Raw genomic sequence first — 21336 nt, forward strand, 5'->3', positions numbered from 1 at the left:
ATGATTGGAAAGGGAGCTTATTAAAGAGCACCGCATCAAGTACAGGAGTCCTGTGACGGAATCAAAAGCGGTGAAGAGTATGTTGATTGGTGTGGTGTATGCTTTTTTGATTTTGTTTTTACTCATGCCGTTGATTGCTGTGTTTTCAAAGGCTTTTGAGAAAGGATGGAGTTCTTATCTTCTTGCCATCTCACATCCAGACACGCTTGCGGCAATTAAATTGACTGTTTTCATTGTGATGATCACATTGCCGCTTCAAATGATTTTTGGGGTCAGTGCTGCTTGGCTCATCACAAAATTTCATTTCCCGGGAAAACGTTTGTTAACGACTGTCATTGATCTTCCGTTTGCGGTGTCACCTGTCATTGCAGGACTTGTATTTGTACTTTTATTTGGTTCAAATGGACTTTTAGGACCGTGGCTTTTAGCAAATGGATGGAAAGTGATTTACTCTGTACCGGGGATGATTCTTGCGACCATCTTTGTGACATTTCCTTTTGTTGCGAGAGAGTTAATTCCGTTTATGCAAAATGAAGGCATTCATGAGGAAGAAGCATCGCTTACGCTTGGTGCCAGTGGGTGGAAGACCTTTTTCCTTGTGACACTTCCAAATATAAAATGGGCCCTTTTTTACGGCGCCATTTTAGCAGGGGCTAGGGCAATTGGTGAATTTGGTGCAGTGTCGGTTGTATCCGGTCATATCCGCGGAATGACGAATACGATGCCGCTTCATATAGAAATTCTATACAACGAGTATCAATTCCAAGCGGCTTTTGCCGTGGCCTCTCTCATGGCATTTGTGGCGGTCATTACATTAATCATCAAGCAGATCATTCAGCAGATGGATCATAGGCTTGGCAAGCGTTCAAAATAAATGGAGGGATCAGCCTTGGGGATTACAGTGAAACAAATATCAAAGCAATTTGGGCAGACGAAGGTTTTGCAAAACGTGGATTTGACGATCGGAAATGGGGAATTGATTTCCTTACTTGGACCGTCTGGGTCAGGTAAGACGACTTTATTAAGAATTATTGCAGGGCTTGATGATGCGAATACAGGGCAAATCTTATTTGGAGAACAGGATTATACTTATATTCCAGTGCGAAAACGGCAAATTGGTTTTGTCTTTCAGCAATATGCGCTTTTTCGAAATATGACGGTATTTGATAATGTGGCTTATGGATTGAAGATGAAACCTAGAGGAGAAAGGTTGCCTAAAAAAGACATCAAAGAGCGCGTGCATGAGCTGCTGAAAGTCGTTCAATTAACGCAGTATGAACATCGTTATCCAGAGCAGCTGTCAGGTGGACAAAAGCAGCGTGTAGCACTTGCACGTGCTCTAGCCGTTAAACCGAAAGCTCTTCTCTTAGATGAACCTTTTGGTGCACTAGATTCAAAGGTGAGAAAAGACTTAAGACATTGGCTGAAAAAAGTTCATCAAGAATTTCAAATGACGACCATCTTTGTGACGCATGATCAAGAAGAAGCGTTTGATATCGCTGATCGTGTTGTGGTGATGAATGAGGGCAGAATCGAAAAAATCGGCACAAAAAAAGAAATGACAGAGCAGACAGACAACCTTTTTGTATCTGAGTTTTTAGATATAGGAAGCCATATTTAACAAGAAATTGATGTGATGTAATGAAAGAGATGCGGCAAAAAGCTGCATCTTTTTTTATAAAAATTTTCCTAGGAACATTGACTTATAATTTCGAATATTATAATATCTTTACAAAGGTAACAGTATTGAACATTTTATAACACACCTGTTTGTAAGCGCTTTACAAAAGGTTTTATTTTAAAATGTTCATTCTATTTGTTACATGTGTTCATATTTATACCAAATGAAAGGGGTGGTTGTTTGAACAGCTTGTTTGAGTTAGATCAACAGCTGATTGAGCTGCAATACGAAGCATCTTCAAGTGAGGAGGTGACTGCCTATTTAGCAGAAAGGTTAGAAACTGGAGGGTATATTAAATCGAGCTTTTTACCAGCAGTGCTTGAAAGAGAAAAAACATATCCGACCGGTCTTCCTCTTGCGACCTTTGGGGTAGCCATTCCCCATACAGATCCTGAACATGTAAACAAACCGGCGATCAGTGTAGCGACATTAAAGGAACCTGTTATTTTTCATAAGATGGGAAGCCCTCATGAGACAGTTCAAGCCAAAATTGTGTTCGTTCTGGCAATCTCTGAACCTAGTAAGCAGCTCGTGATGTTAGAGAAACTGATGACGCTTTTCAGAAAAGAAGAAGTAATGACAAGTTTATCTCACATGACATCGTATGAAGAAGCCGTTGATGTACTTCAAAAAGAATTAAACCAATAGTTATTCAAGACATAATGTAAGCGCTTTATTTAAAATCAGGAGGTGGATGTATGATCAAGCAAGCCGTCGATTTCATCTTAGACTTAGGGCCAACAATTATGCTCCCAATTATTATGACGTTATTCGGTATGATTTTAAGGCAAGGATTTAAAAAATCCTTCCGTGCAGGTATTACCATCGGAATTGGATTTGTCGGGGTCAATCTTGTCATTAATTTACTTGTAAGCGGTCTTGGACCAGCAGCCAAAGCCATGGTCAATTCCCTTGGATTAAAGCTTGATATTTTAGATGTCGGTTGGCCGATTGGAGCCGCCATTTCATTTGGTACACCTGTTGCCCCTTTGATGATTCCTCTTGTGCTCTTGTTAAATGTCATTTTGCTGTCTGTTAACTTTACGAAAACATTGAATGTGGATATTTGGAATTTCTGGCATTTGATTTTCGCTGCTTCTGTTACTTACTACGCTTATCATAATATGTTCTTAGCTCTTGCCGTTGGTTTAATCGTTTCTGCGATTACACTAAAACTCGCCGATTGGACGGCACCGACGATTGAACACCATTTCGGATTAAAAGGCGTATCGATGGCTCATGCTGAAACGGTCAACTTCGCTCCGCTCATGTATGCGTCAAACCGCGTGATTGATAAAATCCCTGGTCTAAACAAAATTCATGCGGATCCAGAAACTTTGAAAAAACGTTTTGGCATCTTTGGTGAACCGCTTGTGATGGGTCTTATACTTGGTATCATTATTGGTCTTCTTGGGGGCTATGATGCAAAAGGTGTCATGACCCTTGGAATTCAAATGGCTGCAGTGCTTGTGTTAATGCCAAGAATGGTTGCTTTATTAATGGAAGGACTTATTCCAATCTCTGAGGGTGCTCGTTCTTATATTCAAAAGCGTTTCCCTGGAAAAAATGTCTATATTGGTTTGGATACAGCGATTGTCATTGGTCATCCAGCGAATATGGCTGTAGCCCTTTTGATGGTGCCAATCACCATTTTGCTCGCTGTCGTTCTTCCTTACAATGGTATGCTGCCGTTTGCAGACTTATCGGTTCTGCCATTTACAGTAGTATGGGCAGTAGCAGCCGCTCGTGGGAATATTATTCGCGGCCTCATTAACAGTATTTTTACCTTAATGATTGTCTTCTTCATTGCAACGAACCTTGCACCACTCGCCACAACAATGGGGAAAGCAGTTGGTTTCGACTTCCCAGAAGGGGCAAATATGATCTCTGGTATCGATCTTGGTTCACACGTCATTCCTTGGATCATGGTGAGACTTCTTGATCCGAGCAATCCTTACTTCATTGCAGCGATTGTCTGTGCACTGGCATATGCGCTTCTTTGGTACTGGGTGCGAAATGATATTAAAAAGCAGTATGCAAAAGAAATGGGCTTAGATCAGAAAGATCAATAAACGAGCTGGAGGGATTCTCATGGCAAAAAAAATATTAGTATCTTGCGGAACGGCAGTTGCTACGTCAACAGTTGTGGCAAAAAAGGTAGAAGAGACATTAAAGGAAAAAGGATACGATGTCATCGTTGAACAATGTAAGGCATCTGAGGTTCCGCAGAAAGCGGAGGGTGCTGATTTAATTGTGACGACAACGCCTGTTAGTGATACAAAAGGAACGCCTGTGATTCAAACGTTATCTTTTTTAACGGGATTTGGCATTGAAGATGATATTGAAAAAATTATCGATCATATTAAGTGAACGATGATCGCGTGGAGGAGCTGCGAAAGCTCCTTCCATGTCATTTGAAAGGAGGAGCTCTCATGCAGCAGCATGCTTATAGCCGAACGTCTGCCATGTTTTCTATTTTCCTTCCGGCCTTGTTAATATGTGTGTTTTTTCTCTGGTCTCTTTATACGTTGATGTCGGCAGGACCTGAGCCATTAGCTGTGTTAGGTGTCTATACGCTGCCTATCCTTATGCTTTCTAGCATCACTGGCCTGAATCAGCCAACGAATATCATGATTAGTGAAGATGAGCTGAAAATAGGTGCTTTTGGCAGGTGGCACACATATGCCGTGTCCGATATTAAAGGAAAATTGTTTTTAAAACCATATCCTCATATCGGGAAAGTATATGTCAGAGTGGGACCTGCGCGAATATTTGGCGGACGCTACTGGATTTCAAGTGAGATGAGTGAGTACAAGCAGCTCGTTCAATCCTTGCAGAGTCTTGCGACATGTGATGAAAAGGAGGATGCGGCTAAATGAAATCAGCTGTCTTTTATTCTTCAGAGGACATTCGTTACGAGGAGCGGAAGCGGCCAGCCATTGGTGACGACGAAGTATTATTAAAAATGCGTGCCTGCGGGTTATGCGGGACGGATATTTATAAAGCGACACATGAGACGGTACCTCCTGGCACAGTGCTAGGGCATGAAATCGCTGGTGACATTATCGAAACAGGCCGTCACGTTACACATGTTCAAACGGGAGACAGGGTGTATGTAGCGCATCATGTCCCTTGTTTTACATGTGACTTTTGTCAAAGAGGATTTTATACAATGTGCCCGCAATTTGCAGCCACAAATGTAGAGCCGGGCGGTTTTTCGGAATATATTCGTGTTCCTGCTTTACATGTTAAGCATACAATGGGCAAGCTCCCACATGACGTCTCATATGAACAAGGAGCGATGGTCGAACCGGTTGCCTGCTGTCTTCACGGCTTTGAAAGGGCGCCCGTTCATCCTGGAGATTCGGTCTTGATTCTTGGAGCGGGGCAAATTGGCTGCATTCAATTACAGCTTGCCAAATATTATTTGGCTGGAAAAGTGATGATCACAGACGTAAATGAGAACAGGCTCCTTCAAGCAAGAAATCTTGGGGCGGACGTCGCTTTTCATCCAGCATCTGAGCCAGTAGAAAACCGCGTCATGAAAGAAACAGATGGAAAGGGAGCGGACCTTGTCATTATTTCTGTGGGGAGCAGTGCGCTTTTAAAAGAAGCATTTCAAGCTGTCGCAAGAGGCGGAACGATTTTGGTCTTTGCTCACTTTCCGAAAGGGGATGTCTCCATTCCAGCAGAACGTTTTTTCCATGATGAAGTGAAAGTAGTCGGAGCTTATTCCTCGCATCCCTATCATTATCGTGAAGCGCTAGAGCTCTTAAAAGCGAAAGTCGTTCATACAGAAAAAATGGTGACGCATCGATATCCATTAAGTCAGCTTCGTCAGGCGATAGAATGCGCTAGGCATCCAGAAGGTGAAAGCGTCAAAATCATGATGTATCCAGATGAATGAGAATGTACGAGATGGAGAGAAAGAGAAGGTCTTTGGAAAAGGGCTTTGCCTTTCTCTTTTTTTCTGAAAAAAGATGAAAACGCTTAAAAAATAAACGGAAATGCTTGACTTCAATGAGAGTTAAACGTATGATAATTACAAATGTAACACATAAGAACAAATGTAAAGGGGAGAGAAGAAATGCAAAAACAAATCACTTTGCCTGAACAGATTAGTCATGAGAAATTAGCAGATTTATATAAACAAATGTGGTTAGTAAGATATTTTGATGAAAAGGTCGATCAATTCTTTGCTAAAGGATTAATCCATGGAACGACCCATTTATGTGTTGGACAGGAAGCATCTGCTGTTGGATCTATTGCTGTGTTAAAGGATGAAGATAAGATTGTCAGTACACACCGCGGACATGGTCACTGTATTGCAAAAGGTGCAGAGGTCAATAAAATGATGGCTGAACTGTTCGGACGTGAAACGGGTTACTGCAAAGGAAAAGGCGGCTCCATGCATATTGCCGACTTAGAAAAAGGAAACCTTGGGGCAAATGGAATTGTTGGCGGCGGTATTCCGCTTGCAACAGGTGCGGCGCTCACGTCCAAGATGAAAAAGGAAGGCTTTGTGGTCCTTTGTTTCTTCGGAGACGGCGCCACAAATGAAGGCAGCTTCCATGAAGCGCTGAATCTTGCTTCCATTTGGGATTTACCTGTTGTGTTTATTTGTGAAAACAACCAATACGGCATGTCTGGTCCTGTGAAAGAAATGATCAACATTGAAGACATTTCAACAAGAGCAGAAAGCTATGGAATCCCAGGAAAATCGATTGATGGAAATGACATGGTTGAGATTATGAATACAGTAGATGAAGCGGTCAGCCGTGCAAGAGCTGGAGAAGGGCCATCACTCATTGAAATGAAAACGTATCGCTGGAAGGGTCACTCAAAGAGTGATGCGAAAAAATACCGTACACGTGAAGAAGAGACAGAATGGAGACAAAAAGACGGAATTAAACGCTTTAAGTCACTCTTAATGGAGCTAGATGTTCTGACAGAAGAGCAGGCTGCTCGTTTACAAGAAGAAGCGAAGCAAGAGATCGAGGCATCTGTTGAATTTGCGAAAAATAGTAAAGAACCATCAATTGACACACTATTAGAGGATGTATACGCCTAATTAGGAGGGGAATCACGTGACAAACACGACAGTGAGAGAGATTTCATATTTAGAAGCCGTTCGAGAAGCAATGAGTCAGGAAATGAGAAAAAATCAAGATGTCTTCATTTTAGGTGAAGATATCGGCGTATACGGTGGCGCATTTGGTGTCACGCGCGGGATGATCGAGGAATTCGGTCCAGAACGCGTCCGCAATACGCCGATTTCAGAGGCTGCCATCGCAGGGGGGGCAGTCGGAGCGGCTTTGACAGGGATGCGTCCGATTTTAGAACTACAATTCTCTGACTTTATTACAATTGCAATGGATCAGCTTGTAAACCAAGCAGCGAAAACACGTTACATGTTTGGCGGAAAAGGGAAAGTGCCGCTTGTTGTCAGAACACCAGCAGGTTCCGGGACAGGTGCCGCAGCGCAGCACTCCCAAAGCTTAGAAGCGTGGATGGCTCATATTCCTGGACTAAAGGTGGTTCAGCCTTCAACAGCTTATGATGCAAAAGGACTTTTAAAAGCAGCAATGGATGATGACAACCCTGTCATTTTCTATGAACACAAGCTTTTATATAAAACAATTGGTGAAGTACCAGAAGAGCAGTATTCGATTCCTTTAGGGAAAGCGGATGTGAAGAGAAGCGGAAAGGACGTCACAATTGTTGCAACAGCCATTATGGTGCACAAAGCGCTCGAAGCAGCGAAGGAACTAGAAGCGGAAGGAATCGATGTCGAGATCATTGATCCGAGAACGCTCGTCCCATTAGATGAAGAAACCATTATTGAATCTGTGAAAAAAACAGGCAAATGTATCGTTGTGCATGAGGCAGTGAAACGAGGCGGCTACGGCGGAGAGATTGCCAGTATGATAGCGGAAAGTGAAGCCTTCGACTATTTAGATGCACCTATTAAACGACTTGGCGGTCTTGCCGTCCCAATACCGTACAACCCAACGCTGGAAAAAGCAGTCATTCCACAAGTGCCAGATATTATTGAAGCAGCAAAAGAGCTCGTGCGCTCTTAAGTAAAGGGGAGAAGATCATGCCAAAAGAGATATTTATGCCGAAGCTAAGCAGTACGATGGAGATCGGTACCTTGCTTCAATGGTTTAAAGAAGAAGGAGATTCGGTTGAAATCGGTGAGCCTCTATTTGAGATTATGACAGACAAAATCAATATCGAGGTTGAAGCCTATGATGATGGCGTTTTTCTAAAGAAATATTATGAAGCAGATGATCAGATTCCAGTTAATGCTGTCATTGGATATATCGGAGAGGCTAATGAGCAGGTACCGAGCGAGCCGCCAGCGCAGTCAGATGAAGCATCTTCTGAAGACAGCGGAACGTCATCACCATCTGAACCATCTGTTTCGACTGAAGTTGAACCAGCGGTGGGTGAGAAAGTACGCGCAACACCTGCAGCGAGAAAAACGGCAAAAGATCACCAAGTAGCCATTCAAGAAGTATCTGGTACAGGACCAAAAGGCAGAATTCAAAAACGGGATGTCGAAGCGGCCCTTCAGACGAACGAGGAAGGCCAACGCGTATCACCACTTGCAGGAAAAGTGGCTGCTCGTGAAGGAATCGACTTAGCGAATGTTGCTGGTTCTGGCGCTCACGGAAAAATCATGAAGAGTGATGTGACAGCAGCAGGCGCACAAAAGGCAGAGGTTGCTCCAGTGAGAACACAAAAACTAGCCGGGATGAGAAAAGTGATCGCAGATCGCATGTCACAAAGTGCCTTTACAGCGCCGCACGTCACATTAACAAGTGAAATTGATATGACAAAAGCAAAAGAAGTGCGCAAACAGCTGCTCCCAGCGATTGAAAAAGAGACAGGCTACAGATTGTCGTTTACAGAAATCATCATCCATGCGGTCAGCAGTGTCCTCACGCGCCATCCGCAAATCAATATGACGTTTGAACAAAATGAGCTCCATTTCCATGAGGATGTGCACATTGGTCTTGCGGTTGCTGTGAAAGACGGCTTAATGGTTCCGGTCATCTCTCATGCAAATCAAAAAGGGCTGAAACAGCTCACAAAAGAAGCAAAAGAAATTGGTCGAAATGCACGCGATCAAAAGCTACTGCCAGACCAGTTGAAGGGGTCTACATTTACCATTAGTAACTTAGGGATGTATGCCATTGACACGTTTACCCCAATTATTAATCAGCCGGAAGTGGCGATTTTAGGTGTTGGACGCATTCAAGAAAAACCTGTAGTGATCGATGGAGAAATTCAGGTGCGGCCAATGATGGGCGTCAGCTTATCATTTGATCATCGAGTGGTAGATGGTGCACCAGCAGCAGCCTTTTTAACAGACCTTAAAAAAGTGCTTGAACAACCATTTGAATTGCTAATGTAGGAGATGAATCGGATGACAAAAACGTATGATCTGACAGTCATTGGCGGAGGGCCTGGCGGATACACTGCCGCCCTTCAAGCCGCTGAACGTGGACACAAGGTTGCATTGATTGAAGAGGATTTTCTAGGGGGGACTTGTTTAAATCGAGGCTGTATCCCTTCAAAGACACTGCTCAAACATGCAGAAGTCATTGAATCCATTGAGAAAGCAAAAAGCTGGGGAATCGAAACAGGTGAGATGGTTCTTTCCTTCGATAAAATGAGAAAACGTAAAGATGATGTCATCGAAAAACTCAGGGGCGGAATCGCCTTTTTATTAAAGCAAGGAAAGATTGATGTATATAACGGCAGAGGCACAGCTGTGACAAAAAATCGCATTGACATTGAAAAACAAGATGGATCAGAAACGATTGAAACAAAAGAGCTGATCATTGCCACTGGCTCATCACCTGCTATTCCGCCTATTCCAGGGCTCAAAGAGATTCAATTTGACACAAGTGATACGATCTTTGACATCCCAGATATTCCTGTATCTGTCGTCATTATTGGCGGGGGTGTAATTGGTCTTGAGCTGGCATGCATCTTCCAGAGTCTCCAATCAAAAGTCACCATTATAGAAGCCGCTCCGTCGATTATTCCGCAGGAAGATGAAGAAGCGTCGAAATTACTAGAAAAAGAATTGAAGAAAAAAGGCATCCATATCGCAAAGAAAACGACGGTGACAGAGGTAACAGAAAGTGAAGGAGTCAAAGCGATTCATGCGACAGACGATAAAGGAGAGACGCACATCTTTACGGCTGAAAGACTGCTAGTTTGCGTCGGAAGAAGACCAAATGTCTCTGCTGTCAGTCAGCTTGATCTTCAGCTGGATGGTCCTTTTATTAAAGTAAACGACGAGATGAAGACAAGTGTTGAAGGTGTATATGCAATTGGAGATGTAGCCGGCGGCTATCAGCTCGCTCATACGGCGATGGCAGAGGCAGCCGTTGCGGTCAGCAATATATGCGGCGAGCCTGAAAAAATGAATCACGACATCGTTCCTAGATGTATTTATACATTGCCAGAAGTAGCGAGTGTGGGACTGACAGAGAAAGAGGCAAAAGCCAAAGGGCTAAACGTGCGGGCAGAGCGATTTGATTTAGCTGCAAGCGGGAAAGCGTTGGCAGCAGGTGTTCAAACCGGTTTTATTAAACTCGTGTACGATACCGTATATGGTGAAGTCATTGGCGCTACAATGGTTGGTCCGCATGTAACGGAGATGATATCAGAGGCTTCCTCATTTATGTATTTAGAAGGAACAGCGGAAGAGATGGCCAAAATGATTCACCCGCATCCAACCATCTCAGAAGGCTTTTATGAAGCAGCTCTTGATATTGTGAGTAAGCTGAGAAAATAAATGCCAAACAAGGGATAGGGAGGAGATCCGTGTGCACGTCCAGCTTCATCAGAAAGTGGCACTTGTGACAGATAGCACAGATGGATTTGGAGAAGCCATCTGCCTAGCTTTGGCCCAGGCAGGTGCACATGTTTTCATACACGCTTTTGGTGATGAATCAAAAGCAAAGTCGATAAGCGAAGACATTGAAAAATTAGGCGGCCAATCGACTGTTGTCATCAATCCGCTTGAGACACCGCGTGATGCTACGCTTATGCTAAGACAAGTCATCGATACATGCGGCAAGCTTGATATTTTAGTCAATCAAGCCGAGCAAAAAGCAGATGAGGAGATTGATGACGTAAGTCCTGAGATATGGGTCGATGAAGTGGAAAGGTCCGTAAATACAGTCTTTCTTTCCAGTCAAGCCGCTGTGTGGCATATGGTGGATCAGAAGCAGGGCTGCATCATTAATATTTCCTCATCAGGCAGCATAACAGGTGATGGCGGGATCTCACATGCTACATCAAATAGTATGTTGAATGCCATGACAAAAGGATTAGCGCGCGAATTTAAAGACAAAGGCATCCGGGTATTGGCACTACTTCCACCGCCTCTCCATTTGCTTCCTGACAAAGAGCAAATCAAGGAGACGGTGGCTCATATGACGGTTTTCTTAAGTACATCGTACGGTGCATTTACAGATGGAGCAGCGATTATGCTCGATGGGGGTGAGAGCGCTGGCTAATCAACAAAAACCAGTTCTCATCGTAGGTGGCGCCCAAGGAATTGGCAAAGAAATTGCTCAGCGTTTTTTAAAAGAAGGGCATCGTGTAGCTGTGTCAGATATAGATGAACAGGGACTTTCGCTTTTAAAACAACAGCACCCTCAGCTGCTGACGTTCCAAGCTGACGTTTCATCGTGGGAAAGTGTTCAGCAAATGGCGTCAGCAGCTGAAAGGGAGTTGGGTGGCATTGGGCATCTTGTCTATTCAGCAGGAATGACGAAATCCCTTCCTTTTTTAGAGGTTGATTTTTCCCTTTGGAAAAAGACACTGGCTGTGAATCTATATGGTCTTTTCTATTGCATCAAAGCATTAGCACCCTATCTATGTGAGCGGAAAGAAGGCAGCGTTGTCATTATTGGATCAGGATCTGCGATAACAGGCTCTGGCGGCGGCATCCAGTATTACGCGTCAAAAGCCGGGGCATTTGGTCTCATGCGTTCGCTTGTAAAGGAATTGGGTTCCCATCATGTCCGCATCAATGTCATTGCACCGCGCGTCATTGAATCTCAGATGCTTGATACGCTCTATCCGACTGAGCTTGAGAAAAGTCAGCTTCGATCACTTATTCCTATCGGGAGATTAGGAAAACCAGAAGATATTGCTGGAGTCACTTTATTTCTCGCAAGTGACGAGGGAAGCTATTTGCACGGACAGATACTCTTATTAGATGGCGGGAGAACGTATCAGCCTAAATATAGCGAGGGAAAAAGAGCGGAGAGTTAATCGCTCTTTTTTTATTTTCATAACAATTGTTCCAATTAGAAACGAATGTTTGGTATACTGGTAATCATAGTATATTAAAAGGATGATGTCACATGCTGAATTGGGAAGAAAGACGACAGCTCGTCAAGGTTGCTCATCTTTATTATACAGACGGGTGGACGCAGCAGGAGATTGCAAAAAAGCTCAATGTCTCAAGACCAGTCATTTCAAAGCTCTTACAAAAAGCAAAAGATGTGGGAATCGTTGAAGTGTACATTAAAGACGAAAGTATTCATACAGTGGAACTTGAAAAGCAGCTGGAAACGACCTTTCAATTAACGGATGCTGTCGTTGTCCCAAGTGTCGGGACAATGTCTGAGATGGTCAAACGGGCAGTCGGTCAAGCGGGCGCCTATTATCTGTCTAAAAACATGAAAGGCGCTGAGAAAATCGGTATTTCATGGGGAACCACACTTGCCGAGCTCGTCAAGGAATATCCATTTGAGCGAAGAAACGATGTCAAAGTCATTCCTTTAGAGGGCGGAATGGGCAGGCAGGCAGTCGACATTCACGCGAATCAGCTGGCATATGAGCTGGCAAAGAAGATGAATGGTACGTGCTCCTATTTATATGCACCTGCGATTTTAGAAACAGAAGAATTAAAAGAGCGGCTGATGGCGATGCAGGACATAGAAGCTGTGCTTGAAGAAGGCAGAAATGTTGATATTGCCCTGATCGGTATTGGGAATCCGCATAAAGGCTCTACATTGAAAACAGTCGGTTATTTAAAAGAAGAAGATTTGTCTGGTTTAAGGCAATCAGGAGCTGTTGGTGATATTGGTTTTCGTTTCTTTGACGGGGAAGGGAAACCAGTCCAAGATGAGCTGAACCAAAAGGTGATTGGATTATCGTTAGAACAATTAAAGAGCGTGAAAAAAGTCATCGCAGTTGTGGAAGGAACCCATAAGGCTGAAAGTATTTTAGGAGCCTTAAACGGCGGCTTTATTCAGGTGCTCGTCACCGATGAATTGACTGCGGCAGCTATTTTAAAGGAAGCATCTGTCCAATAAACAGCTGACAGCCATCGTATTGTATAAAAAGAGCAACATCAAACGAGAAAGGAGCTGTGTATCTTGAAGCAAACCGAAATGGAAGCAAACCTACACTGTACTCGGTGCCAAGAAGAGACCCTCCACAGCATCGTTTATGTGAATGATCAGATGAAAAGCGTTGAGTGTACAGAGTGTCATCAGAAGATCAGTGTGCAAGTCGACATCATGAAGGAATTTTACAAAGAAGTATATGAAAAAATTGCCACAAAGCCGAAGCGGATGACGCAGGAGTATAAGGCGAATCTGAATGGATTTATTTCAAGACTCCCCATCCGGGTTTTAAGTAAGCCATACCGGCTGATGAGATATTTAAACGAATCTTATAAGGTCATTAAGCAATATAAAAAATAAAGCAGAGGCTGTCTTAGCGCTCTGCTTTATTTTGTGTTTTTTTCATGTAGTAATAAATCGGCAGTCCGGCAATGCCGATCAGCATGGAGATCAGGCAGCTTTGCCAATCGGTGATCATGGTGCTGATTAAGACAAAGAAAGAGCCGATAATCGCAATGATCGGTGTGAGCGGGTAAAGTGGTACGCTATAAGCGCGCTTCATTCCCTTGTTTTGTTTTCTTAACTTAAAGACAGCGAAAAAGGCCATCACATAAAAGATGTAAATCATGAAAATCGAAACCTCTGACAGCTTCTCGGGATTACTGACGATCATAAACACAATGGCAATCAAAATCTGTACAAATACAGCGATCCAAGGTGTTTGAAAAGTAGGATGAATGCGTGAAATGGCTTTGGCAAACGGAATTTGTTTTCGTTCTGCCATCGCAAAAATGACACGCGGGAACGAAAGAACCTTTCCATTCAAACAGCCAAAGATACTAATGATGATTCCGATACTAATAATTTTACCGCCAATTGGACCAAAGAGCATTGTAGCAGCTGTGCTTGTTGCATTTTCACCTAGTTGAACGATTTGATCAGCTGGTAACACATGCAAAAGGGCGATGTTAATAAAGAGATAACATGCTGTGACAATTAAAATACCGCCTGCCATCGCACGAGGAAGCAGTTTCTCTGGATTTTTCATTTCACCGCCAAGCGCTGCAAGCAAAATCCAGCCATCATAGGCGAATAATGTTGCCAAAATTGCTGCACCGAAGTTCATTTGTGCGATACTCTCATTGACGGCTGTGAAAATATGTTCATTTCCTTTCCATAAGCCAAACACAATAATTGCTGCAATTGGAACAAGCTTTCCGATCGTGGTCAGTCCTTGGACAAAACCACCGTATTTCGTTCCCATGATGTTGATCACACATAAAAAAAGAACGGTGATAATGCCAATGGTTGAAGCCCATAAAGAAGAAAGAGAAAATAAATTAGCTAATAATGAACCAAAATAAAGACCAAGAGCACCAATAATCGCTGGCCCGTAAATAATAATTTGCACCCAGCCACATAAGTAGCCCCAAAATTCACCGTATATTTCTTCAAGATAGGCATATAAACCGCCAGTACGTGGGATTTGTGTACCAATTTCAGCGACTGTGAGTCCGCCTGCAAGGGTTAAGATCCCGCCTAACAGCCATGCGAATAAGGCGATGCCTGAGCTTCCTGAATAAGAAAGGACGTTGCCAGGCTTCATAAAAACGCCAGATCCAATAATTGTTCCGATGACAAGAGATAGGGCAAAAAATAAGCCGATGTCTTGTTTTAACGCTGGTTGTTCTTTGTTCATTACACACGACCTCCTGTATCACTTTCGTACGTTACTGTGACATGTATTTTGTTCATTGTAATACGATTTTAGGAAAACAAGAATTAAAAAAATTTTCTGATTTTCGTATTTGTATTTAAAAGTGTTCGTTTATTGGAGATATTAGGATGAATGTTATCTTAAAAGCGAACAATATAAGAATATTTTTGATGTAATGTTAATTTAATGGGCGGAAACCGAACATCCAATAAAGATGAAGCCGAATGGTTGACTTTTCTTCTAAAATGACCTATTTTATTCATAAGGAAATTATCTTGAATTCGAGATATTTTATAATAGGAGTGAACACAATGAAAATAAATGGGATTCACCACGTATCAGCACTAACAGCAAATGCTCAGAAAAACGTTGATTTCTACCGCCAAATCCTTGGCTTAAAACTGGTGAAAAAAACAGTCAATCAAGATGATCCATCGATGTATCATCTATTTTATGGAGATGAGGTCGCCTCACCTGGTACAGAGCTGACGTTTTTTGAAATACCGATGCTCGCCCGCCGGCTGGACGGAACAAATGCGATCTCACGCACAGGTCTGATTGTCACTTCAGAAGAGGCAATCACCTTTTGGGAAAAGCGCTTTGAAGAAAAAGGTGTAAAGAAAGAAACAGCTTCTTTAAGAGGCGGCAGACCTGCCTTGAAATTTACAGATCCAGAAGGACAGCAGCTGTTTTTGACTGTAGAACCAAGCGTGCAAGATGGAGCGAAGCCGCCAGTGCATGATGAGATTCCTGCTGATTTTGCGATCAGAGGTTTGGGACCAGTAGAATTAACAGTCGCAGAAGCAGATAAAACGATCAGTGTGTTAACGAGCATCCTTGGTTTCACAGAAAAAGCACGTGAACAATCAAATGATGGGGAAATCGTGACGATTTTTGAATCAGGACAAGGCGGAGCTGGAACAGAGATTCATGTCATCGAAAAAGCACAAGGACCTGTTGAGCGATCTGGTAGAGGGAGTGTTCATCACGTAGCCTTTCGTGTAGCGGACGCAGAAGAGCTTGAAAAATGGCATGATAAAATAGCCAAAGCCGGTTTCACCAACTCTGGTGTTGTAGAACGTTTTTATTTTAAAGCCCTATATTTTAGAGAGCCAAACGGTATTTTGTTTGAAATCTCAACAGACGGTCCTGGATTTACAGTGGATGAAAGCGTGGATGAACTTGGTGATCAATTAGCACTTCCACCATTTTTAGAGCACAAACGAGCAGAAATTGAACAAAGATTGGTCCCAATCAAGTGAACATGAAAAAAGCAGCTCAATTTTTATGAGCTGCTTTTTTCGTTAAGAACTGACTTGCTTTGATTCAGATTGTGTTAATGTCACTTGTTTTGTTTCTTCTTTTCCATTACGAACGAGTGTGATGCTGATGGTATCTCCTACTTTTGCATTCGTGTAAAGCTCGTGGCGTAATTCACTGCCGGTTGTCACTTTTTTGCCATTGATGGCGGTGATAACATCCTCTGCCTTTAATCCAGCTTTTGCAGCAGGTGAGCCAGCAGCGATTTCTTTTACGTACACGCCTTTATCCAGCTGACTGCTTGTCAGTCCAAGCGTTTCCTTCTGATAAGCATCTGGTACTTGTTCGAGATCCAGCATGCTGATACCGATATAAGGTCGTTCGATTTTTCCTTTTGTGAGAAGCTGTTCTGCAATTGGTTTGACATCATTGATTGGGAGCGCAAATCCGATACCTTCCACACCTGTTTCAGAAATTTTCATACTGGTGATCCCCACAACCTTTCCGTCTGTTGTTAAAAGCGGTCCGCCGCTGTTACCGGGGTTAATGGCGGCATCTGTTTGAATGACATTAATACTGCTTTCGCCAGCTGATGTATCCATAGAAACTGTTCGATCGACACCGCTGACAATTCCTTGTGTCACTGTTCTTGATAAATCTTCACCAAGAGGGTTTCCGATTGCGATGACGGTTTCTCCCGCACGAAGGGATGAGGAGTCTCCGAGTTCAGCGACTTTTGTAACGCCGCTGCTGCTAATTTCCACGACAGCAAGATCGGTCAGCGGGTCAGAACCGACCACTTTTCCTGCTACCGTCTTGCCATTATGCAAGGAGACTGTTAATTTATTTGCTCCTTCAATCACATGGTTGTTTGTTAATACATAGGCTTTACTGCCGGATTTTTTGAAAATAACCCCTGATCCGGTACCGCTTTCTTGTTCTTGACTGCTGCTGTTTTGATTTTGCTGTGATCCATCAAAAGGTGTGTTCATATCGCCAAAATCTGTGGTTGTTTGACTTTGTGTTTGATAGTTTGTAATGCCGACGATGGCTGGTGATACGTTTTCGACCATATTTGAAATACTGCTGGTCGAATTCGATGTTTGTGACGCTGTTGTTTTTGACGAATTTGTACTTGTATCATTTGTCGATACAGCGGCTGTTTTCGTTGACGAATCAGTTGAACTATTTTCTGAATGCTGAGCATATGGAGTTAGAACGTAAACACCTAACGCTAACGTACCTCCTACAATCCCGCTGACAAATGGCTTCAGCCAGCCACTTGGCTTCTTCTGCTTTTGTTTCGGTTGTTCAATGGTTTGTAATTCATAAGAAGTGTGTTTTTCATCTTTGTGATGTGTCATCAAGATCACTCTCTTTCATCGATTTTTACATGTATGTGTTTAAGGTGAATGACCGTATGTGGTGGATACTGACTTTATCGTAAGAAAAAAGTGTGGGATAAAAATGAAAACATTGTGGGAAATTGTTAAAATAAGTAGTGAATCTAAGCAAAATAGAGGAGATTAAACTGTGGAGACTATTGGAATCATTGGATATGGAAGCATGGCAGATATGATGGTACAAAAATGGCTGGACAAAGGAGTAATTCATGCCAGTCAATTTATGATCCATACAAGAAGTGAAACGGAGCGGCTGCAACAGCTGAAAGAGAAGAACCAGCATGTCAACATTTGCTCTTTAGATGACATCTCTGCATCATGTGATGTCGTGTTTGTTTGTGTACCACCGCTTGCTGTACTTGACGTATTAGATCAGCTGAGCCCCGCAAAGACATCTCTTCATATCGTATCAGTGGCAGCGGCTGTCACGTTAGACAAATTAATGCAACATACGAATCAGCCGGTTTCTAGATACATTCCCACTTTGACATCAGCCGTAGGGACGGGTGTATCCCTTGTGGCGCATGGTGAAACTGCTGGACAGGAGGCACAAGAACGACTCCACCGCCTGCTTTCAGCTTTTAGTATCGTCAGGGAAGTGGAAGAGGACCGGTTTGATGCGGCGAGTAATTTGACAAGCTCTTCTCCGGGCTTTATTGCAGCAATCTTTGAAGAAATGGCGAGAGCCGCTGTTCGGAATAGTGAGCTTTCTTTAGACGAAGCCTATGAATTTTTAACATATGCGCTGCTCGGTACAGGACAAGTTCTTGTTGAACACGGACTGACATTTGCTGAAACGGTGAATAGGGTCGCAACAAAAGGCGGGATTACAGGAGAAGGCGCTGCAGTCATCCAGCAGCAGGCACCGCAAATGTTCGATGACTTGTTTACACAAACGCTGAAAAAATATGCGCAGCTAAAATCGCAAATCGATGAAGCAGACAAACACCACTAAAGACATAGCTAGTGGTGTTTTTTCTGTAAAATAAATCCTTTCGCATCAATGCTTTTGACCTGTATTACCTGAGTCTAATTTCCTTATTTTCAGACATTGTATTGAAAAATCAATCAAGTTCTCATATAATTTTTTAGAAAATTTAGAAAAATATACACAAATTTTAAGTTTAATTAAAGGGGGATGGGGATGAAGCTCTATGTATCAGTCGATATGGAGGGAATTACTGGTCTAGCTGATCATACATTTGTTGATAGCCGCCAGCACAATTATGAGCGCGGGAGAAAAATCATGACAGGTGAAGTGAACGTCTGTGTAGAAGCTCTTCTTACACATGGGGCGACCGATATTTTAGTGAATGATAGCCATTCTAAAATGAATAATCTGTTGATTGAAGATTTGCATGAGGAAGCATCTCTCATATCAGGCGATGTAAAGCCTTATTCAATGGTCCAAGGATTAGATCAAACGTATGATGCCGCTGTTTTTTTAGGCTACCATGCGAGGGCATCAATGAAAGGTGTGATGTCTCACAGTATGATTTTTGGTGTCAGACATTTTTACATAAATGATCATCCAGTTGGTGAAATGGGCTTTAATGCGTATGTCGCAGGCTATTATGGTGTTCCAGTCATTCTTGTATGCGGAGACGATCAAGCGGCACTTGAAGCCGAAAAGTTAATGCCTGGCGTGAAAACAGTGGCGGTGAAAGAAACCATTTCAAGATCTGCTGTGAAATGCTTAACACCAGCGAAAGTAAGCACCCTCATCTCGCAGCAAGTGGAAGCTGCCATGAAACAAATTCATCAAATGAAGCCGCTCACGCCTCCTGAGCAGCCAGTGCTGAAAATCGAGTTTGCCAATTATGGACAAGCCGAATGGGCGAATTTAATGCCGGGTACGGCCATCATCGAAGGGACAACAACGGTGACGTACCAAGCAGAGAATATATTAGAAGCCTACCAAGCGATGCTTGTCATGACAGAGCTTGCCGCACGTACAACATTTTGTTAAGCGAGGGGGAGACAGCAGATGGCCAGCTTTTTGCTCAAGCGTTTGATTGCGATGATTGCCACGATTTTAACGATTACGACGTTAACGTTTATTTTAATGAAGGTCATCCCAGGATCGCCCTTCAATGAAGAACGAAATACAAACGAAACTGTCCAGCGAAACCTCGAAAGCTACTATCACTTAGACGAACCACTCTATGTTCAATATATGATCTATTTAAAATCCATCGTTACTTTTGATTTTGGTCCTTCCATTAAAAAGCCTTCTGAAAGTGTCAATGATTTATTGGCGAGAGGTTTTCCAGTCTCATTAGAACTTGGTCTTATCTCTATTTTGATTGCTGTCATCTCCGGCATCTTGCTCGGAATCATGGCTGCCCTCCGGCATAATGGCTTGATTGATTATATCGCCATGACGATTGCTGTTTTCGGTATATCCATACCAAACTTTATCTTTGCTACCTTATTAATTCAGCAGCTTGCTGTGAATGTAAAGCTCTTTCCTACAGCAATGTGGACAAGTCCAATGCATATGGTGCTTCCTACCATTGCACTGGCGGTAGGTCCAATGGCTATCATTGCCCGGTTAACGAGATCGAGCATGATTGAAGTGCTGTCGCAGGACTATATTCGAACTGCAAAAGCGAAAGGACTTTCCCCTTATAAAATTGTGTTTAAACATGCCCTGCGGAATGCACTTTTACCTGTTGTCACGATCCTTGGCACACTTGTCGCAAGTATTTTAACAGGCAGTTTTGTGATTGAAAAAATATTTGCGATCCCTGGAATGGGAAAATATTTTGTCGAGAGTATTAACAACCGTGACTATCCTGTCATCATGGGAACCACTGTTTTTTACAGCATCATCTTAATTACCCTTCTTTTCATTGTAGATGTGACATATCGTCTGCTTGATCCAAGGATCCAGTTGCATCAGAAAGGAGGAAAGGCATGAGTATACACCTTCAGCATGATCAAACGAATCAAGCGCATGAAGTGCCAGATGAATGGTTTGCTCCTAAAGAACAAAAGACATCTGAAGTCCATGCCATTAAAAGACCCTCACTTTCGTATTGGGCAGATACTTGGCGACGGTTAAAACAAAATAAACTCGCTATGTTTAGTTTATCGGTGCTGATTTTTCTGTTCGTCATGGCTGTATTAGGCCCACTCCTTGCACCGAATAGTGTGACAGAACAGCGGCTTTCCATGCAAAACTTGCCACCGTCAGCTGCTCACTGGTTTGGAACAGATGAACTTGGACGTGATGTGTTTACACGTACTTGGTACGGCGCACGCATTTCATTATTTGTGGGCGTGATGGCCGCTCTCATTGATTTTGCAATCGGTGTCATCTATGGCGGTATTGCAGGCTATAAAGGTGGGAAGTATGACCATGTCATGATGCGGATTGTCGAGGTTCTTTACGGTCTGCCGTATTTACTCGTCGTCATTTTATTGATGGTTCTGATGGGGCCTGGGCTTGTCACTATTATTGTGGCGCTCACTGTCACAGGATGGATCGGGATGGCAAGAATCGTGAGAGGTCAAGTCCTTCAGCTGAAAAGCCAAGAATATGTCCTTGCCTCGAAAACCTTTGGCGCAAAAAGTTTGCGCATCATCCGCAGAAATTTACTGCCGAATACGATGGGACCGATTATTGTCCAGATGACGCTAACTGTACCGACAGCGATTTTTGCTGAAGCGTTCTTAAGTTTTCTTGGTTTAGGGATTCAAGCGCCGTTTGCAAGCTGGGGTGTGATGGCCAATGATGCCTTGCCGACAGTGCTGTCAGATAATGGTCACTGGTGGCGTTTATTCTTTCCGGCATTTTTTATTTCGCTGACGATGTTTTGCTTTAATAATTTAGGTGATGGCTTGCAAGATGCGCTTGATCCGAAGATGAAGAGGTGATGG

General features: G+C 43.0%; 22 protein-coding genes. 20 read left to right on the forward strand and 2 right to left on the reverse strand.

All coding sequences use genetic code 11. The annotated features are described in order from the left end of the window. The first annotated feature begins 4 nt into the window (after positions 1-4). The 15 genes from cysW (at position 5) to NSQ52_RS06310 (ending at position 13431) form a co-directional block, all read left to right on the forward strand. Positions 5-874: a sulfate ABC transporter permease subunit CysW gene (cysW, locus tag NSQ52_RS06240; RefSeq protein WP_072367654.1), complete on the forward strand. Its 870-nt coding sequence runs from the start codon at positions 5-7 to the stop codon at positions 872-874. A gap of 15 nt (positions 875-889) precedes the next feature. Continuing rightward, positions 890-1621, forward strand: a complete 732-nt coding sequence (gene cysA / locus NSQ52_RS06245) for a sulfate ABC transporter ATP-binding protein (protein ID WP_061418762.1) — start codon at positions 890-892, stop codon at positions 1619-1621. Positions 1622-1861: 240 nt separating this feature from the next. Continuing rightward, positions 1862-2329 carry a PTS sugar transporter subunit IIA gene (locus tag NSQ52_RS06250; protein ID WP_008346265.1) on the forward strand — a complete coding sequence of 156 codons (468 nt, stop codon included), beginning with the start codon at positions 1862-1864 and terminating at the stop codon, positions 2327-2329. Positions 2330-2379: 50 nt separating this feature from the next. After that, positions 2380-3753 carry a PTS transporter subunit IIC gene (locus NSQ52_RS06255; protein WP_007498866.1) on the forward strand — a complete coding sequence of 458 codons (1374 nt, stop codon included), beginning with the start codon at positions 2380-2382 and terminating at the stop codon, positions 3751-3753. A gap of 19 nt (positions 3754-3772) precedes the next feature. Continuing rightward, entirely contained in the window at positions 3773-4051 is a 279-nt protein-coding gene (locus tag NSQ52_RS06260; protein ID WP_017367077.1) for a PTS sugar transporter subunit IIB, read from the forward strand. A 62-nt stretch (positions 4052-4113) separates the two neighbouring features. After that, positions 4114-4560 carry a hypothetical protein gene (locus NSQ52_RS06265; protein ID WP_008346260.1) on the forward strand — a complete coding sequence of 149 codons (447 nt, stop codon included), beginning with the start codon at positions 4114-4116 and terminating at the stop codon, positions 4558-4560. After that, complete coding sequence (locus NSQ52_RS06270) at positions 4557-5588, forward strand: alcohol dehydrogenase catalytic domain-containing protein (protein WP_017367078.1); 1032 nt, start codon at positions 4557-4559, stop codon at positions 5586-5588. The genes NSQ52_RS06265 and NSQ52_RS06270 overlap by 4 nt, the downstream gene beginning before the upstream one ends. A gap of 180 nt (positions 5589-5768) precedes the next feature. Then, positions 5769-6752: a pyruvate dehydrogenase (acetyl-transferring) E1 component subunit alpha gene (gene pdhA, locus NSQ52_RS06275; protein WP_048001645.1), complete on the forward strand. Its 984-nt coding sequence runs from the start codon at positions 5769-5771 to the stop codon at positions 6750-6752. Between the two features lie 31 nt (positions 6753-6783). Continuing rightward, entirely contained in the window at positions 6784-7764 is a 981-nt protein-coding gene (locus NSQ52_RS06280; protein ID WP_026050078.1) for an alpha-ketoacid dehydrogenase subunit beta, read from the forward strand. A gap of 17 nt (positions 7765-7781) precedes the next feature. Beyond that, the gene (locus NSQ52_RS06285; protein ID WP_342474010.1) at positions 7782-9104 is read left to right on the forward strand and encodes a dihydrolipoamide acetyltransferase family protein; all 1323 of its coding nucleotides are present in this window, start codon (positions 7782-7784) and stop codon (positions 9102-9104) included. Between the two features lie 12 nt (positions 9105-9116). Then, positions 9117-10499 (forward strand): dihydrolipoyl dehydrogenase, encoded by a 1383-nt coding sequence (gene lpdA / locus NSQ52_RS06290; protein ID WP_342474011.1) that lies wholly within the window; start codon positions 9117-9119, stop codon positions 10497-10499. Between the two features lie 31 nt (positions 10500-10530). After that, positions 10531-11226 carry an SDR family NAD(P)-dependent oxidoreductase gene (locus NSQ52_RS06295; RefSeq protein ID WP_342474012.1) on the forward strand — a complete coding sequence of 232 codons (696 nt, stop codon included), beginning with the start codon at positions 10531-10533 and terminating at the stop codon, positions 11224-11226. Further along, positions 11204-11989, forward strand: coding sequence for an SDR family oxidoreductase (locus tag NSQ52_RS06300; RefSeq protein WP_024719604.1), 786 nt, complete (start codon positions 11204-11206; stop codon positions 11987-11989). Before NSQ52_RS06295 ends, NSQ52_RS06300 begins: the two co-directional genes overlap by 23 nt. Positions 11990-12081: 92 nt before the next feature. Continuing rightward, positions 12082-13038: a sugar-binding transcriptional regulator gene (locus NSQ52_RS06305; protein WP_007498849.1), complete on the forward strand. Its 957-nt coding sequence runs from the start codon at positions 12082-12084 to the stop codon at positions 13036-13038. Between the two features lie 63 nt (positions 13039-13101). Then, positions 13102-13431 (forward strand): hypothetical protein, encoded by a 330-nt coding sequence (locus tag NSQ52_RS06310; RefSeq protein ID WP_024719605.1) that lies wholly within the window; start codon positions 13102-13104, stop codon positions 13429-13431. A 13-nt stretch (positions 13432-13444) separates the two neighbouring features. Here NSQ52_RS06310 and NSQ52_RS06315 read toward each other — a convergent pair whose 3' ends face one another. Beyond that, positions 13445-14770, reverse strand: a complete 1326-nt coding sequence (locus NSQ52_RS06315; RefSeq protein WP_144678892.1) for an amino acid permease — start codon at positions 14768-14770, stop codon at positions 13445-13447. A gap of 329 nt (positions 14771-15099) precedes the next feature. Here NSQ52_RS06315 and NSQ52_RS06320 point away from each other — a divergent pair, with 329 nt between their 5' ends. Then, entirely contained in the window at positions 15100-16050 is a 951-nt protein-coding gene (locus NSQ52_RS06320) for a ring-cleaving dioxygenase (protein WP_072367660.1), read from the forward strand. Positions 16051-16092: 42 nt separating this feature from the next. On the opposite strand, the gene NSQ52_RS06325 is transcribed toward NSQ52_RS06320, so the two are convergent. Next, complete coding sequence (locus NSQ52_RS06325; RefSeq protein ID WP_024719608.1) at positions 16093-17412, reverse strand: trypsin-like peptidase domain-containing protein; 1320 nt, start codon at positions 17410-17412, stop codon at positions 16093-16095. Positions 17413-17581: 169 nt separating this feature from the next. On the opposite strand from NSQ52_RS06325, the gene proG reads away from it, so the two are divergent. From proG to NSQ52_RS06345, 4 genes are all read left to right on the forward strand, one after another. Beyond that, a complete protein-coding gene (proG, locus tag NSQ52_RS06330; protein WP_072367661.1) occupies positions 17582-18406 on the forward strand; it encodes a pyrroline-5-carboxylate reductase ProG in 825 nt (274 codons plus the stop codon). A gap of 189 nt (positions 18407-18595) precedes the next feature. Next, the gene (locus NSQ52_RS06335; RefSeq protein ID WP_072367662.1) at positions 18596-19420 is read left to right on the forward strand and encodes a M55 family metallopeptidase; all 825 of its coding nucleotides are present in this window, start codon (positions 18596-18598) and stop codon (positions 19418-19420) included. An 18-nt stretch (positions 19421-19438) separates the two neighbouring features. Next, complete coding sequence (locus NSQ52_RS06340; protein WP_008346233.1) at positions 19439-20374, forward strand: ABC transporter permease; 936 nt, start codon at positions 19439-19441, stop codon at positions 20372-20374. Further along, positions 20371-21333 (forward strand): ABC transporter permease, encoded by a 963-nt coding sequence (locus tag NSQ52_RS06345; protein ID WP_024719611.1) that lies wholly within the window; start codon positions 20371-20373, stop codon positions 21331-21333. Before NSQ52_RS06340 ends, NSQ52_RS06345 begins: the two co-directional genes overlap by 4 nt. The last annotated feature ends 3 nt before the right edge of the window (positions 21334-21336 follow it).

Source organism: Bacillus sp. FSL W8-1141, assembly GCF_038593205.1.
Lineage (GTDB): Bacteria > Bacillota > Bacilli > Bacillales > Bacillaceae > Bacillus > Bacillus altitudinis.

Excerpts from the sequence above, each read along its gene's own strand:
- lpdA (WP_342474011.1), top strand. The coding sequence starts at position 9,117 with ATGACAAAAACGTATGATCTGACAGTCATTGGCGGAGGGCCTGGCGGA.
- NSQ52_RS06285 (WP_342474010.1), top strand. The coding sequence starts at position 7,782 with ATGCCAAAAGAGATATTTATGCCGAAGCTAAGCAGTACGATGGAGATC.
- NSQ52_RS06335 (WP_072367662.1), top strand. The coding sequence starts at position 18,596 with ATGAAGCTCTATGTATCAGTCGATATGGAGGGAATTACTGGTCTAGCT.
- NSQ52_RS06305 (WP_007498849.1), top strand. The coding sequence starts at position 12,082 with ATGCTGAATTGGGAAGAAAGACGACAGCTCGTCAAGGTTGCTCATCTT.
- NSQ52_RS06345 (WP_024719611.1), top strand. The coding sequence starts at position 20,371 with ATGAGTATACACCTTCAGCATGATCAAACGAATCAAGCGCATGAAGTG.
- NSQ52_RS06265 (WP_008346260.1), top strand. The coding sequence starts at position 4,114 with ATGCAGCAGCATGCTTATAGCCGAACGTCTGCCATGTTTTCTATTTTC.
- NSQ52_RS06315 (WP_144678892.1), bottom strand. The coding sequence starts at position 14,770 with ATGAACAAAGAACAACCAGCGTTAAAACAAGACATCGGCTTATTTTTT.
- NSQ52_RS06255 (WP_007498866.1), top strand. The coding sequence starts at position 2,380 with ATGATCAAGCAAGCCGTCGATTTCATCTTAGACTTAGGGCCAACAATT.
- NSQ52_RS06325 (WP_024719608.1), bottom strand. The coding sequence starts at position 17,412 with ATGACACATCACAAAGATGAAAAACACACTTCTTATGAATTACAAACC.
- NSQ52_RS06340 (WP_008346233.1), top strand. The coding sequence starts at position 19,439 with ATGGCCAGCTTTTTGCTCAAGCGTTTGATTGCGATGATTGCCACGATT.
- NSQ52_RS06260 (WP_017367077.1), top strand. The coding sequence starts at position 3,773 with ATGGCAAAAAAAATATTAGTATCTTGCGGAACGGCAGTTGCTACGTCA.
- NSQ52_RS06320 (WP_072367660.1), top strand. The coding sequence starts at position 15,100 with ATGAAAATAAATGGGATTCACCACGTATCAGCACTAACAGCAAATGCT.
- NSQ52_RS06270 (WP_017367078.1), top strand. The coding sequence starts at position 4,557 with ATGAAATCAGCTGTCTTTTATTCTTCAGAGGACATTCGTTACGAGGAG.
- pdhA (WP_048001645.1), top strand. The coding sequence starts at position 5,769 with ATGCAAAAACAAATCACTTTGCCTGAACAGATTAGTCATGAGAAATTA.
- NSQ52_RS06300 (WP_024719604.1), top strand. The coding sequence starts at position 11,204 with ATGGGGGTGAGAGCGCTGGCTAATCAACAAAAACCAGTTCTCATCGTA.